The 14,494-nt window shown below is 69.4% G+C and carries 14 protein-coding genes; 6 read left to right on the top strand and 8 right to left on the bottom strand.

What is annotated here, in order from left to right; genetic code table 11:
* Window positions 1-348 precede the first annotated feature (348 nt).
* The 5 genes from hisA to hisB all read right to left on the bottom strand — a co-directional run bounded on the left by hisA (window position 349) and on the right by hisB (window position 3,478).
* The gene (gene hisA, locus H7965_RS19110; RefSeq protein WP_456308178.1) at window positions 349-1,089 is read right to left on the bottom strand and encodes a 1-(5-phosphoribosyl)-5-[(5-phosphoribosylamino)methylideneamino]imidazole-4-carboxamide isomerase; all 741 of its coding nucleotides are present in this window, start codon (window positions 1,087-1,089) and stop codon (window positions 349-351) included.
* A gap of 67 nt (window positions 1,090-1,156) precedes the next feature.
* Entirely contained in the window at window positions 1,157-1,750 is a 594-nt protein-coding gene (locus H7965_RS19105; RefSeq protein ID WP_186772183.1) for a GNAT family N-acetyltransferase, read from the bottom strand.
* Entirely contained in the window at window positions 1,747-2,400 is a 654-nt protein-coding gene (gene hisH / locus H7965_RS19100; RefSeq protein WP_186772218.1) for an imidazole glycerol phosphate synthase subunit HisH, read from the bottom strand. Before hisH ends, H7965_RS19105 begins: the two co-directional genes overlap by 4 nt.
* Before the next feature lie 59 nt (window positions 2,401-2,459).
* Entirely contained in the window at window positions 2,460-2,867 is a 408-nt protein-coding gene (locus H7965_RS19095) for a DUF2628 domain-containing protein (protein WP_186772182.1), read from the bottom strand.
* On the bottom strand, window positions 2,867-3,478 hold the full coding sequence (gene hisB / locus H7965_RS19090) for an imidazoleglycerol-phosphate dehydratase HisB (RefSeq protein ID WP_186772181.1): 612 nt from the start codon (window positions 3,476-3,478) through the stop codon (window positions 2,867-2,869). Before hisB ends, H7965_RS19095 begins: the two co-directional genes overlap by 1 nt.
* Window positions 3,479-3,624: 146 nt before the next feature.
* Here hisB and hslV point away from each other — a divergent pair, with 146 nt between their 5' ends.
* The 6 genes from hslV to gshB all read left to right on the top strand — a co-directional run bounded on the left by hslV (window position 3,625) and on the right by gshB (window position 9,412).
* Window positions 3,625-4,188, top strand: a complete 564-nt coding sequence (gene hslV / locus H7965_RS19085; protein ID WP_186772180.1) for an ATP-dependent protease subunit HslV — start codon at window positions 3,625-3,627, stop codon at window positions 4,186-4,188.
* 4 nt (window positions 4,189-4,192) lie between these two features.
* Complete coding sequence (gene hslU, locus H7965_RS19080; protein ID WP_186772179.1) at window positions 4,193-5,518, top strand: ATP-dependent protease ATPase subunit HslU; 1,326 nt, start codon at window positions 4,193-4,195, stop codon at window positions 5,516-5,518.
* Between the two features lie 124 nt (window positions 5,519-5,642).
* Window positions 5,643-5,786, top strand: a complete 144-nt coding sequence (locus tag H7965_RS19075; protein WP_186772178.1) for a hypothetical protein — start codon at window positions 5,643-5,645, stop codon at window positions 5,784-5,786.
* An 831-nt stretch (window positions 5,787-6,617) separates the two neighbouring features.
* Complete coding sequence (locus H7965_RS19070; protein ID WP_229682704.1) at window positions 6,618-7,421, top strand: EcsC family protein; 804 nt, start codon at window positions 6,618-6,620, stop codon at window positions 7,419-7,421.
* Between the two features lie 69 nt (window positions 7,422-7,490).
* On the top strand, window positions 7,491-8,279 hold the full coding sequence (locus H7965_RS19065; RefSeq protein ID WP_186772176.1) for an FTR1 family iron permease: 789 nt from the start codon (window positions 7,491-7,493) through the stop codon (window positions 8,277-8,279).
* Between the two features lie 182 nt (window positions 8,280-8,461).
* Window positions 8,462-9,412, top strand: a complete 951-nt coding sequence (gene gshB / locus H7965_RS19060; RefSeq protein WP_186772175.1) for a glutathione synthase — start codon at window positions 8,462-8,464, stop codon at window positions 9,410-9,412.
* A 235-nt stretch (window positions 9,413-9,647) separates the two neighbouring features.
* Here gshB and H7965_RS19055 read toward each other — a convergent pair whose 3' ends face one another.
* The 3 genes from H7965_RS19055 to H7965_RS19045 form a co-directional block, all read right to left on the bottom strand.
* Entirely contained in the window at window positions 9,648-9,932 is a 285-nt protein-coding gene (locus tag H7965_RS19055; RefSeq protein WP_186772174.1) for a hypothetical protein, read from the bottom strand.
* 162 nt (window positions 9,933-10,094) lie between these two features.
* Window positions 10,095-11,351: a 2-oxoglutarate dehydrogenase complex dihydrolipoyllysine-residue succinyltransferase gene (odhB, locus tag H7965_RS19050; protein ID WP_186772217.1), complete on the bottom strand. Its 1,257-nt coding sequence runs from the start codon at window positions 11,349-11,351 to the stop codon at window positions 10,095-10,097.
* An 88-nt stretch (window positions 11,352-11,439) separates the two neighbouring features.
* Window positions 11,440-14,325, bottom strand: a complete 2,886-nt coding sequence (locus H7965_RS19045) for a 2-oxoglutarate dehydrogenase E1 component (protein ID WP_186772173.1) — start codon at window positions 14,323-14,325, stop codon at window positions 11,440-11,442.
* Between the last annotated feature and the right edge of the window lie 169 nt (window positions 14,326-14,494).

Genomic DNA, 14,494 nt, shown 5'->3' with positions numbered 1-14,494 from the left:
ATGACTACGGTTGGACCTCGGAGCAGGTCGCGGAAGCGCTGTTCACCGAGGCGGAGACGGTGCGGCACCGCCGGCTCTGCGCCGCGGAGGGCTGGGCGAGGGTTGGCTGGCCTATGCCCCAGGCAGAACCTGATCGAGCGGCTGTGGTGACTTTTCGAGAAGATACCCTGGAACGCTCACCATCCGGCCCTGGCGGACTTCAGGGCCGCCATCCGCACCTTCTTCGCCGCTTCACGCCGTGGCAGGAGGAACTCGCCTCCCTCCTCGCCTGCAACTTCGGCCTTACCGGCGCAGGACCGACACCGATTCCCACCGCACAGAGTTTATCAACTCCGGCGACGGGCCGGGTCAGCGCGCCACCAGCGCCAGGGCCTTGGCCGGGTCGATCCGGCCATCATACAGCGCGCGGCCGATGATCACGCCCTCGATACCCTCATGCGCCACCGCTGCCAGCGCCACCAGATCGTTCAGCGAGGCGACGCCGCCCGAGGCGATCACCGGCACCCGCACCGCACGGGCCAGCGCCAGGGTCGCCTCAAGGTTGACCCCGCCGAGCATCCCATCGCGCTCGATGTCGGTGTAGATGATCGCCGCCGCGCTGGCGTCCTCGAACCGGCGGGCGACATCCTGGGCCGGCAGGGCGCTCACCTCCGCCCAGCCCTCGGTCGCCACCATCCCGCCCCGGGCGTCGATGCCGACGGCGACGCGGTCCGGCCAGGTGCGGCAGGCGAGCATGGCGAAATCCGGGTCCTTCACAGCCGCCGAGCCGAGGATCACCCGCCGCACCCCGCGGTCGAGCCAGGCCTCGGCGGTCGCCATGTTGCGGATGCCGCCGCCGAGCTGCACCGGCACGCCGGGAACGGCGGCAAGGATGGTCTCCACCGCCGCGGCATTCGCCGGCCGGCCGGCGAAGGCGCCGTCGAGGTCCACCACATGCAGCCAGGGGAAGCCCAGCGCGGCGAAGCGCCGAGCCTGGGCGCCGGGCTCGGCCGAGTACACCGTCGCCTGCGCCATGTCGCCCCGCTTGAGCCGCACGACCTGGCCACCCTTGAGGTCGATAGCGGGGTAGAGCGTCAATCTCGCCGTCATCTCGGCTGCCAATCCGGCATTCCTTCCCTCAAATCGCCACGCTCCCCCTCCCGCTCCGCGGTCGGGGCTACTGCCCCTCGCGGCCCAGGCCGAGCAGCTGGCCGGTGGTCCGGCCGCGGCCAGGCTCCAGCAGCTTGTAGTAGTAATGCCCAGCCACCGTCTGGCCGCGCACCCTGGCATAGGCCGGATGGGTGCCCCAACGAATGTAGCCCAGCCCCTCGAACACCGCGATGGCGGTTTCCTGCGTCTCCCGCACGTCGAGGTTCAGCACCCTGTGGCCGAGCGCCGCGGCGCGCTCCTCCGCCCGCTGGATCATCAGCCGGGCGAGGCCATGGCCGCGGGCATAGGGGGCGATATAGGCATGGGTCAGCGTCGCGCCGATCGCCTGCGCCTCGTTGTTGCGCGGCGGGCGGACCAGCTGGGCGCTGCCGACCACCAGACTGTCGAGCCGGGCGATGAACAGCTCACGTTCCGGCACCAGCAGCGCGCCGCGGAAGTGCCGCTCCAGCGCGGCCCGGCCCTGCGGCTCGATCCAGCCGAAGCCGCCGCCCTCGATGATGGCGGCGTCGGTCGCCTCGCAGAGCTCCGCCATGTCGTGGTCGGAGAGTTCCGTCACCCGTTCCACCGAGAGCCGGGTTGCCTCGGACGCCACCTCGCTCATGGGGCCCACCGGAGGAAATTCGCCAGGATGCGCAAGCCCACGGTCTGGCTCTTCTCCACATGGAATTGGGTACCGGCGATATTGTCGCGACCGACCATGGCGACCACCGGCCCGCCGTAATCAGTGATGGCGAGGCATTCCGCCGGGCGGCCGCCCCGCAGCGCGAAGGAATGCACGAAATAGGCGTGCTCGCCGGGGCTGATGCCAGCCAGCAGCGCATGGCCGCCGGGCGGGAAGTCCAGCGTGTTCCAGCCCATCTGCGGCAGCGGCAGGGCATGGCCGGCGGCATCGCGCGGGGCCATCGCCGCCATCTCCCCGGCAATCCAGCCGAGGCCAGGGGTGACGCCATGCTCCAGCCCGCGCTCGACCATGATCTGCATGCCGACGCAGATGCCGAGCAGCGGCACACCGTGGCGGATTACCTGCTGGTCCAGGGTCTCGGCCATGCCGGGCAGCGCCGTCAGCCCGCGCATGCAGGCGGCGAAGGCGCCCTGGCCGGGCAGGATGAGACGGTCGGCGCGCGCCACTTCGGCGGCATCGCGGGTGACCGCCGCCTCGATCGGCACATTCGCCATGGCCGAGGCCCGGTCGAGCGCCCGCAGCACCGAGGCGAGGTTGCCCGAGCCCGGATCGACCACGCTGATGCGCACCGGCCGGCCGGGGTCCAGGCCCGGCCGGTTCAGCCCCGCAGGCTGCGGATCGGCCGGGCTCACGCCAGCGCCGTCCGGGCGAGCGCCGGGGCCAGGTCGGGACGCGCCCGCAGCAGTCTGGCCAGCGCATGGTCGAGGTCTTCGGCCGCCACCACCAGCGCCTCGGGCAGGCCACGCCGGGCCAGGGCGGCGGCACGCAGGTCCTGGGCGGAAGCGCCGAGCAGGAATTGCAGCGCAAGGATGGCCGGCGGCAGCGTCCAGGCCGGCGCCAGCCCGGACAGCAGCAGCGCCAAGCCAAGCCAGATCACCGCCTCCAGCCATAGCCGGTGGCGCAGCAGCCAGAGCGGGCCAAGCAGGAAGGCGCCCCAGGCGAAGCCCTGCCGGAGCAGCACCGCCGGGCCGCCGACCGGCGCCTGGCCGGCCGCCGCCGGGGCCGCGGACGGGATATGCACGGTCCAGACGCGCATCAGGCCTCCAGGACCCCCTTGGTGGAGGGGATGGCATCGGGTGAGCGCGGGTCCGTCTCCACCGCCATACGAAGGCCACGGGCCAGCGCCTTGAAACAGGCCTCGGCGACATGGTGCGCGTTGGTGCCCGCCTTCAAGGTCAGGTGGAGGGTGATGCCGGCATTGAAGGCAAAGGCGCGGAAGAACTCCTCGAAGAGTTCCGTGTCCATCTCGCCGATCTTGTCTCGGGCAAAGGGCACCGACCAGGCGAGGAAGGGCCGGCCGGAGATGTCGATGGCGGCTTCCGCCAGCGCCTCATCCATCGGGATGACGGCATGGCCGTAGCGGCGGATGCCCCGCTTGTCGCCCAGCGACTGGCGCAGGCACTGGCCGAGCACGATGCCGACATCCTCCGTGGTGTGGTGGAAGTCGATGTGCAGGTCGCCCTTGGCCTCCACCACCAGGTCGAACAGGGCATGGCGGCCGAGCGCCGTCAGCATGTGGTCGAGGAAGCCGATGCCGGTGGCCACCTGCACGCGTCCGGTCCCGTCCAGCGCCAGGCTGGCGCGGATGTCGGTCTCGCTGGTGGTGCGGGTGATCTCGGCGCGGCGAGGGGTGGCGGGCTGGCTCATCGGGCGCCTTCCTACGCCGCGGACCCAGGGGTCGCAACCAGCGTGTCGCATGCTGCATTGCGCAACCGCAGCGTGCGCCACTTCCGTGGAAAGGCCCGCCGTCCGGGGCATTGCCGGGCGGGCCTGAAAGCGCCACATCGCGGCCCATGGACAGGAATCCGAACGACCCCCTCGGCTGGCACGGCACGACCATCCTCTCAGTCCGCAAGGGCGGCCTCGTCGCCATGGCCGGGGACGGTCAGGTCTCGCTCGGCCAGACCGTAGTCAAGGGCAATGCCCGAAAGGTTCGCCGCATCGCCAATGGCCGCGTGCTGGCCGGCTTCGCCGGCGCCACCGCCGATGCCTTTACCCTGCTGGAACGGCTGGAGGCCAAGCTGGAACGTTTCCCGGACCAGCTGGAGCGCGCCTGCGTCGAACTCGCAAAGGATTGGCGCAGCGACCGCTACCTGCGCCGGCTGGAGGCGCTGCTGGCGGTGGCCGACTCCCGTCGCTCCCTGCTGCTGACCGGCCAGGGCGACGTGCTGGAGCCGGAGGATGCGGTCATCGGCATCGGCTCCGGCGGCAATTTCGCCCTTGCCGCGGCCCGGGCCCTGCTGCCGGTGGAAGGGCTGGCGGCGGAGGAGATCTGCCGCCGCGCCATGCGGATCGCCAGCGACATCTGCGTCTACACCAACGGCAACATCATCCTCGAAACCCTGGAAGCGGCCTGATCGGATGCCCAGCGAAACCGTGAACCTCTCGCCGCGCGAGATCGTCTCCGAGCTCGACCGCTACATCGTGGGCCAGAACGACGCCAAGCGCGCCGTCGCCATCGCGCTGCGCAACCGTTGGCGCCGCCAGCAGCTGCCCGAGGGGCTGCGCGAGGAGGTTGTGCCGAAGAACATCCTGATGATCGGCCCGACCGGCTGCGGCAAGACCGAGATCGCCCGGCGGCTGGCGAAGCTCGCCAACGCCCCCTTCCTGAAGGTCGAGGCCACCAAATTCACCGAGGTCGGCTATGTCGGCCGCGACGTCGACAGCATCATCCGCGACCTGGTCGAGGTGAGCATCACCCAGACCCGCGAGGCGTCGCGCAAGTCGGTCCAGGCCAAGGCGGAGCTGGCAGCGGAGGAGCGGCTGGTGACCGCCCTGGTCGGCGAGGGCGCCAGCGGCGAGACCCGGATGAAATTCCGCCGCATGCTGCGCGAGGGCCAGCTCGAGAGCCGCGAGGTCGAGGTGCAGGTGGCCGATGCCGGCGGCGGCATGCCGATCGGCATGATCGACCTGCCCGGCGCCCAGGGCATGCAGATGCAGAACATGCAGGAGATGCTGGGCAAGATGTTCGGCAGCCGCACCAAGCCGCGCAAGATGGCCATCTCCGAGGCCCGCCAGGCGCTGCTGAAGGATGAAGCCGACAAGCTGGTGGACCAGGAGGCACTGACCCGCGAGGCGGTGGCCAATACCGAGAACAACGGCATCGTCTTCCTCGACGAACTGGACAAGGTGGCCCGCAGCTCTGATGGCAATGTCCGCGGCGGCGATGTCTCGCGTGAGGGCGTGCAGCGCGACCTGCTGCCGCTGATCGAGGGCACCACCGTCACCACCAAGCATGGACCGGTGAAGACCGACCATATCCTGTTCATCGCCTCCGGCGCCTTCCACCTCTCGAAACCCTCCGACCTGCTGCCCGAGCTACAGGGGCGGCTGCCGATCCGGGTTGAGCTCGCGGCGCTGACGCGGGAGGATTTCCGCCGTATCCTGACCGAGCCGGAGCATTCGCTGGTCAAGCAGTATGTCGCGCTGCTGAAGACCGAGGGCGTGGTGCTCGACATCGCCGCCGATGCGGTGGATGCGATCGCCGACCTGGCGGCGGACATCAACGCCAAGGTGGAGAACATCGGCGCCCGGCGGCTGGCCACGGTGCTGGAGCGGCTGCTGGAGGAGATCAGCTTCACCGCCAGCGATCGAAGCGGCGAAAGCGTGCCGGTGGACGCCGCCTATGTGCAGGAGAAGGTGGCACCGCTGGCCGCCAGCGCGGATCTCAGCCGGTATATCCTGTAAGGCACCGCTGCCGGTTCATAAGGGCTCGCAGGGCGCCTGATACTCGTGCCGCGGCCGCGCTGGCCCTCGGGCTGGCGCGGAACCCCCCTTCGTGGACGGCAACAAGCGCACCGCCTAGGTCGCAATGCCCCCCCCTTTCACCCTGAACGGCCTCAATTTGAGGGCTGGTGGTGCCGACTGTGTAGTGCTTATGCGCGACCTCGCCGCCGGCGAACTGCCGGAAGGCTTCGACGCCTGGCTGCGGGACAACACCACGCCACGCGAATGACGCCGTAGCGTCACACCGGCCGCAGCACCACGCCGATGTCGGCCGCCTCGATGCTTGGGGAGCGATAGGCATCCATCACCACCAGCTTGGCACCGCATCCGCACCTGCTGAATGTGGATCATCAGATTGACCTGAGTGGAGACAGGGTTGCCACCCCACATAAGGATGAGGTCTGCCTCCACCATCCGCCGCGGATCAGTGCCACGGGCCTAGCCGTGCGATGCGATAGTCGACTTCTGCCACGAATACCCCATGACATGGCGCAGCCGGTCGATCCCCAGCGCGACAGCACGCCAGGGTGTCGCCGCTGTGGTAGCGCCAGACCGCCTCCGGCTCATGCCGCGCCGCGGCGGCCTTGAAGGCCTCGGCGATGCGGTCCAGCGCCTTCTCCCGGCTGATCGGGGCGAAGCGCTCCTTCCCCTTCGCGCCGACGCGGACCAGGGCTGCGTCAGCCGGCCCGGGTGGTGCACCCGCCCGACATGGCGGACGACCTTGGCGCAGCAGGTGCCGGCCGTGTAGTCATTGGGTGTGGGAACCACGCACCCGGCCAAGGCGCGTCGGCAAAAGCCGCTCCACCTCCAACCCGCAGGCGCTGGGCATTCGTGCGGGCAAGCGGTGCGGATCGTCACCGACGCGAGGCTGCCATCCAGGCCGCAACTCCGAAGCGGATCCCAATTCCTGGCGGACTACAGCGGATCGCGTCCATGTCTGAACGCCAATCCGCTGCAACCAGTTGTCTTGTCCGCAGGGCGGATTGACGCGGGGCGTTCGCGCCCCTCCGCGATCCCCTCTGGCGAACCCGGCGCCACACCCAAGGTTATGGCCGTTACGATGAACCAGACAAACCTTCCCGTCCCCGCCTCCCTCCCCGGCGACGCCCAGGCCGAGCTTGAGGCGGCCGCCGCGGTGCTGGAGGGCGTTTCCCTGCCGATGCGCCTGGCCGGTCTGGTCGGCGGCTCGGTCGAGACGCTGAAGCGGCGGCTGCCGGGAGCGGTACAGCGGATGCTGGGCGAGGCGGTGCGCCGGGCGCTGGAGACGGCGATGCGCACTGCCCTGCGCAGCAACCCGTCGCACAACCCGACGCCGCTGTCGGGCGCCTGGCTGCATCGCGGCATGCTGGCGGCCTCGGGCGTTGCCGGCGGCGCGCTCGGACTGCCGGGGACGCTGCTGGAGCTGCCGATCTCGACCACGCTGCTGCTGCGCCAGGTCGCGGCAATCGCCGCCGAGCAGGGCGAAGACCTCTCCCGGCCCGAGGTCCAGGCGGAATGCCTGAAGGTTTTCGCTCTGGGCGGCCGCGACCCGGCCGATGACGACACCGAAAGCGGCTATTTCGCCCTCCGCATCGCCTTGGCCGAGACCCTGCAGGGCGTGGTGGGCCGGGGCCTCGGCGCGCTGGTGCCGGGCTTCCTCGGCGCCGTCGCGGCCCGCTTCGGCGCGCCGGTGGCGGTGAAGCTCTCGGCCCAGGCGGCACCGGTAATCGGCGCAGCCGGCGGCGCGGCGGTGAACCTCGCCTTCCTTGAGCATTTCCGCGGCATTGCCACGGCGCATTTCACCATCCGCCGGCTGGAACGCCAGCACGGCCCGGTGCTGGTGCGGGCGGCCTATGAGACCCTGCGCGCCCCGGCCATGGCCTGAATCCGATTTCACACGACAGGGGCGCTCTGGCGGCTATAAGTTGCGAGTCATTCGCAAACATAGGTTCCAATGTCCGCTTCCACTGCCGCCCAATCCGCCCTGATCCTGCTTCGGGAAGGGCTGGAGGCTATCCTTGTCCTCGCCGCCCTTGCCGCCTTGCTCCGCCGCATGGCGCCGGACCGCATGGCCGCGCTGTGGTCGGGCGCCGGACTCGGCGTGCTGGCCAGCCTGGTCGCCGCCGGCGCCTACCTGGCATGGCGTGGCGGTGTGCATGACGACATGGTGGAGGGTATCACCTGCCTTCTCGCCGCCGGGCTGATGCTGTGGACCGGCGGCTGGCTGTGGCGCAGCGCCGACCCGCGCGCCTGGACCGAAGCGCTGCGCCGCCAGACGGAGACAGCCCTGGCCGCCGAGCGGGTGTCGCTGGCCCTCGGCACCATCGGCTTCCTGGCGGTGTTCCGCGAGGGCGCCGAAACCGCGCTGTTCCTTTCCGCCCTGGCCGAGGATGGCAGTTTTACCGGCATGCTGGCCGGGTTGGCCGCCGGTGCGGTGGGGCTGGCGGTACTGTGGTGGCTGCTGATCCGGACCGCGGTACGGCTGCCGCTGCGGCCGCTGTTCCTGGCAACCTCCATCTTCCTGCTGCTGATGGCCGCCCGGCTGGTGGGTGCCGGGCTGCAGGAGTTCCAGGAGCAGGCGCTGATCTCGTTCAATCCCGCAGAGCTGCCGGAATGGACCGAGACGCTGGGCTTCGCGCCAAGCTGGGAAGGGCTCGCGGCGCAGGCCGCGGTGCTGGTCGTGGCGGCGCTGGTCGTTGCCTGGCCGCGCCGTGCCTCGCGGCGTCCCGCTGCCGCGGAGTAGAGCGGATCACGGGGGGGGGGGGCGTGTACGCCGCAAAGCACGAAACCTCCTTGCGAACAACATGCTACGGCGGATTGGCGTTCAGCGATGCACGCAATCCGCCGTAGCCGGTGCTACCCCCTGGCGCTCGCCCTGCCGCCGTGGCAGCAACGGCGCGAGCCAATCCCCTGGGGGAAACACCGATGTCCCGTGCCCTGCGCGTCGCCGTCCAGATGGACCCGATTCAGTCGATCAACATCGACGCCGACAGCACCTTCGCCCTGATGCTGGAGGCGCAGGCGCGTGGCCATGCGCTGTGGCACTACCATGTCCGCGACCTGGCCCTGGCCGGCGGCCGCGTCACCGCCCGCGCCCAGCCGGTGACGGTCGAGCGCAAGCACGGCGCCCACTGGACCTTCGGCCCGGAGGAGGAGCTGGACCTGGCGACAATGGACGTCGTCCTGATGCGCCAGGACCCCCCCTTCGACATGGCCTACATCACCGCCACCCACATCCTCGAGCACATCCACCCGAAGACGCTGGTGGTGAACGACCCGGCCAGCGTCCGCAACGCGCCGGAAAAGCTGTTCGTCACCCATTTCCCGGAGCTGATGCCGGAAACCCTGGTGACCGCCGACCGCCGGCAGATCATGCGGTTCCGTGAGACGCACGGCGACATCATCATCAAGCCGCTGTTCGGCAATGGCGGCGCCGGCGTCTTCCACCTCAAGCCGAATGACAGCAACCTCAACGCGCTGGTCGAGATGTTCACCGAGCGGTCGCGCGAGCCCCTGGTGGTGCAGAAATACGTCCCCGCAGTGCGGCAGGGCGACAAGCGCATCATCCTGGTGGACGGCGTCGCCATGGGCGCCATCAACCGGGTGCCGGCGGCGGGCGAGGCCCGCAGCAACATGCATGTCGGCGGCCGGCCGGAAGCCACCACCCTGACGGCGCGCGAACAGGAGATCTGCACCGCCATCGGGCCGGAACTCAAGGCGCGCGGGATGATCTTCGTCGGAATCGACGTGATCGGCGACTACCTGACCGAAATCAACGTCACCAGCCCTACGGGGCTGCAGGAAATCGCCCGCTTCGACGGGGTGCACCTGGAGAGGGCAATCTGGGACGCGATCGAGGCGAAGCGGGCGGGATAGGCGTTGGGTTGGGAAGGCGCTGCCTTCCCCAAGCCCCATTCGCCAGGGCGCGCGCCCCGGATCGGCAGGAGTTTGGTGAGGCCGCTTCCGGGAGAAGGAAACTCCCTAAGGGACAAATATTCTTTGCTTTTTTGAGAATCGGTGCGCCACAGCCCCAGACCCTGGCCGGTCCAGAGGGCGTTCGCCCCCGAGCAGGGGAAGTCCGGAGGGGACAACCTCCCCTCCGGCACGCGCCTCAGAACTCCCGCGGCGGCCGCGGCCGGCGCGGCGCTCGCGGGCCGCTGCCGAATTGCTCCTGCTGGTGCGAAGGCACCCGCCGCTCCCGCGGCGGCGGCGGCGGCGCTGCCAGCTCAGCCTCCAGCTCCTTGATCTTGCCGCCAATGGAAACCTTGAGCTCCTGCGAGGTGTGCGGCTTCAAGGTGCGGAGGGTTTCCTTCAGCTCCGCCAGCAGCCGCACCTTCTCCTCCCGCGTCCGCTTCAGCGGACGGTTGTCGGAGAACTGGCCGTCAAAGGAACGCATGCAACTATCTCCCGAGACTGGTTATGCAGCCCGGCGGGCGCTGCCCGCCGCGGGCCGGCGACCCGGCTCTCCCTGCCCAGTCTAGCAGAGAGCGGCGCCGGAATCGCGGAATTGCGGTGCCCGGCACGGTTCCAGCCGTGCCGGGCACCGGTCTGGCGGCGGTCAGATGTCGAGCATCAACCGCCGCGGATCCTCGACGCTTTCCTTCACCCGGACCAGGAAGCTGACCGCTTCCTTGCCGTCCACGATCCGGTGGTCGTAGGAGAGCGCGAGGTACATCATCGGCCGCACCTCGATCTTGCCGCCGATTACCATCGGCCGGTCCTGGATCTTGTGCATGCCGAGGATACCGGATTGCGGCGGGTTCAGGATCGGCGTCGACATCAGGCTGCCGTAAACCCCGCCATTGGTGATGGTGAAGCTGCCGCCCGCCATCTCCTCCAGCTTCAGCTGGCCGTCGCGCACCCGCTTGCCGAGGTTGCCGATGGTCTTCTCGATCTCGGCGAAGCCCATCTGGTCGGCGTTGCGCAGCACCGGCACCACCAGACCGCTCGGCCCGCCCACCGCCACGCCCATGTGGACGAAATGCTTGTAGATGATCTCGTCGCCGGCGATCTCGGCGTTCACCGCCGGGAACTCCCTAAGCGCCGCGACGCAGGCCTTCACGAAGAAGGACATGAAGCCAAGGCGGACGCCGTGCGCCTTCTCGAAGACGTCGCGGTATTCGCTGCGCAGTGCCATCACCGCGCTCATGTCCACCTCGTTGAAGGTGGTGAGCATGGCGGCGGTGTTCTGCGCCTCCTTCAGCCGGCGGGCGATGGTGATGCGCAGCCGCGTCATCTTCACCCGCTCCTCGCCCTCCTCGAGGGTGCGCGCGGTTTTCGCCGCGGGAGTGGGCGCGGCGGCGGCCGGGCGGCTGAGGAAGTCGAGCACGTCTCCCTTGCTGATCCGGCCATCCTTGGCGGTGCCAGGGCCGATCTGCTCGGCGGAGATCTTGTTCTCCGTCATCAGCTTGGCGGCGGCTGGCAGCGGCGCATGCGGCGCCGGCGCAGCGGTGGCAGGCGCGCCGGGCACCGCGACCGGGCCGGCCGGCACCCGCGGCGTCTCCACCTTCGGCTGCGCCACGGCGGACGCCGGGCCCGGCGCGGCCTTCGGCGCCGGCTTCGCGGCGGCGGCGGCACCGCCGGCGGCGATCACCCCGAGCACCGCGCCAGGCTCGACTTCCGCGCCTTCCTCGGCCGCGATGGATTCGATGACCCCGGCGGAGGGCGCATTCACCTCCACCGTCACCTTGTCCGTCTCCAACTCGACCAGCGGCTCATCCACCGCCACCGCCTCGCCGGCCTTCTTCAGCCAGCGCGCCACCGTGGCGGTGCTGACGCTTTCGCCCAGGGTAGGTACCAGAATATCCGTCGCCATCTGCCTCTCGCCTTCCCGCGCCGCGTCGGTGATCAAGTGGTACGATCCGTGCTGCAGCCGGCTTCCGCCCGCCGCGTTGGCGGCGCCACTAAAGCCCGAGCGCCTGGCGCACCAGGGTTTCCTGTTCCTGCTGATGCACCTTGGCGAGGCCGGTCGCCGGGCTCGCCGCCTCGCGGCGGCCGACGTATTCGGGCCGCTTCGCCGCGATGTCCAGTTCCTTCAGCACTCGCTCGATCCGCCGGTCTAGATAGGTCCAGGCACCCATGTTCTCGGGCTCCTCCTGGCACCACAACACCTCGGCCTTCTTGTAGGGCGCCAGTGCGGTCTTCAGGCTGTTCGCCGGGAAGGGGTGCAGCTGTTCCAGACGGATGATCGCCACATCCGTCGTGCCACGCTCACGGCGTTCCTGCAGCAGGTCGTAGTAGACCTTGCCGGTGCACAGCACGACGCGCTTCACCTGCTCCTCCGGCGCGATCGCGTCGATTTCCGGGATCACGTAGCGGAAGGCGCTGCCGGGGCCGAAATCGGCCAGGCTGCTGACCGCCAGCTTGTGCCGGAGCAGGGATTTCGGGGTCATCACCACAAGCGGCTTGCGGTAATTCGCCTTCAGCTGGCGGCGCAGCGCATGGAAATAATTCGCCGGGGTGGTGAAGTTGCAGACCCGCATGTTGCGCTCGGCGCAGAGCTGCAGATAGCGCTCCAGCCGGGCCGAGGAATGCTCCGGCCCCTGCCCCTCATAGCCATGTGGCAGCAGCAGAACGAGGCCGCTCATGCGGAGCCACTTGGTCTCGGCGCTGGCGATGAACTGGTCGATGATCACCTGGGCGCCATTGGCGAAATCGCCGAATTGCGCTTCCCACAGCACCAGGGTGTGCGGATCGGCCAGGGAGTAGCCGTAGTCGAAGCCGAGCACGCCGAACTCGCTCAGCAGACTGTTGAAGGCCTCGAACCGCGCCTGCTGCGGGGCGTCGCCGGGGCGGATGTTGTTCAGCGGAACGTATTCCGCCTGGTTCTGCTGGTCGATCAGCACGGCATGGCGGTGGCTGAAGGTGCCGCGCTGCACATCCTCGCCGGAGAGGCGGACGCGGTGGCCCTCCAGCAGCAGGGTGCCGAAGCCGAGCGCCTCGCCGGTCGCCCAGTCGATCCCCTCGCCGCTCTCGATCGCCTGCTTCTTGGCCTCAAGCTGGCGGGCGATCTTCGGGTTGAGGTTGAAGCCATCCGGCACCCGGGCCAGCGCGCCGCCGACCTCGCGCAACGTCTCCAGCGGCACCGCGGTGGCATGCAGCGCCTCCGTCTCGGCGCCGACCGCGACGGCTTGCAAGCCGGACCAATGGCCTTCCAGCCAATCCGCCTTGTTCGGCTTGAAGCTCTGCGCCGCCTGGTGCGCCGCCTCCAGCTGCTGGTTGAAGGCGTCGAGCATCGCCTGCGCCTCCTCGGCCGGGACGCTGCCTTCAGCCGCCAGCCGCTCCGCGTAGAGGGTGCGGGTGGTCTTCATCTCCTTGATCCGGCCGTACATGATCGGCTGGGTGAAGGCCGGCTCGTCGCTCTCGTTATGGCCGTGGCGGCGGTAGCAGACGATGTCCACCACCACATCGGTGCTGAAGATCTGGCGGAACTCGGTGGCGAGGCGGGAGACGAAGACGACGGCTTCCGGGTTGTCGCCGTTCACGTGCCAGATCGGCGCTTGCACCGATTTGGCGATATCCGTGCAGTAGAGGCCGGAATAGGCGTGCACCGGAACGGTGGTGAAGCCGATCTGGTTATTGGTGACGAGATGCACCGTGCCGCCGGTGCGGTAGCCGATGAGCTGGCTCATCGCCATGGTCTCATAGACCAGACCCTGGCCGGCGAAGGCGGCGTCGCCGTGCAGCAGCACCGCCATGACGCTGTGACGGCCCTTGGTGTCGCCCGCCATGTCCTGCCGCGCCCGCACCTTGCCGATGACGACCGGGTCCACCGCTTCCAGATGGCTCGGGTTCGGTTGCAGCGACAGGTGGATGCTCCGGCCAGCGACCTCGATATCGGTGCTGGTGCCGAGGTGGTACTTCACATCGCCCGAGCCCTGGACGTCGTCCGGATTGGCGCCGACGCCCTTGAACTCGGAGAAGACCTGGGTGTAGGCCTTCTTCACCACGTTCACGAGCACGTTGAGCCGGCCGCGATGTGCCATGCCGATGGCGATCTCGTTCGCCCCGGCCTTGGCCGCCGTCTCGATCACCGCCTGCAGCGCCGGGATGGTGCTCTCGCCGCCTTCCAGGCCGAAGCGCTTGGTGGAGACGTATTTCTTCGCGCAGAAGGCCTCGAAGCCCTCCGCCTCGGTCAGCTCCTCGAGGATGGCGCGCTTGCCCGCGGCATCGAAAGCGTTGACCCAGGGGGCGCCTTCCATCCGCTGCTGGATCCAGGATTTCTGCTCCGGATCCTGGATGTGCATGAACTCGACGCCGATCGGGCCGCAATAGGTGGCACGGCAGACCTCGAGGATCTGCCGCACCGTGGCGGTGTCCAGCCCGAGCACGCCGTTGATGAAGATCGGCCGGTCGAGGTCGGCCTCGGTGAAGCCCCAGAAGGTCGGGCTGAGTTCCTGGTGCGGCTTCGGCTGCTGCAGGCCGAGCGGGTCGAGCTGGGCTTCCAGATGGCCGCGCACCCGGTAGCTGCGGATCAGCATCAGGGCACGGATGCTGTCGAGCTGGGCGCGGCGGATCGTCTCGGGGTCCGGCGCGGCGGCAGGTTTGCCGCCCTTGGCCGGCGGTGGCGCCTCAGGCTCGGGCGCGAAGCCGCCACGGCGGCGCGGCGCCCAGGATGCGCCCATGGCATCGGTCAGTACCGCCCGGGCATCGTCGTTCAGCGCCTCGAACAGCTCCGCAAAGGAAGGATCGACGCTCTTGGGCCGCTCGACCCAGCGCGCATAGGTATCGGCGAGGAAGGCGGCGTTGGCGCCTGTCATCGCGCTGGCGAGAATGTCCACTCCGGCCATGTCTGTCTCCCTGCCGGCCCTGGCATGGCCGGCGGCATCGTCATGTCTTGCGCTGGGCGCGCGGTCGGTGCCGCACCTGGCTGAGATAGGACGCCAGCGCGGAGAAACATAGGGTCTGCCACCGGATTGCGGCAGGATGACGCCGCGCCCGGCCGGATCGGCCCCGGAT

It is taken from the genome of Siccirubricoccus deserti (assembly GCF_014283215.1).
Taxonomy (GTDB): domain Bacteria; phylum Pseudomonadota; class Alphaproteobacteria; order Acetobacterales; family Acetobacteraceae; genus Siccirubricoccus; species Siccirubricoccus deserti.
The sequence above is the reverse complement of the archived record's forward strand: the minus strand, read 5'-3'. Positions and strand labels throughout refer to the sequence as shown.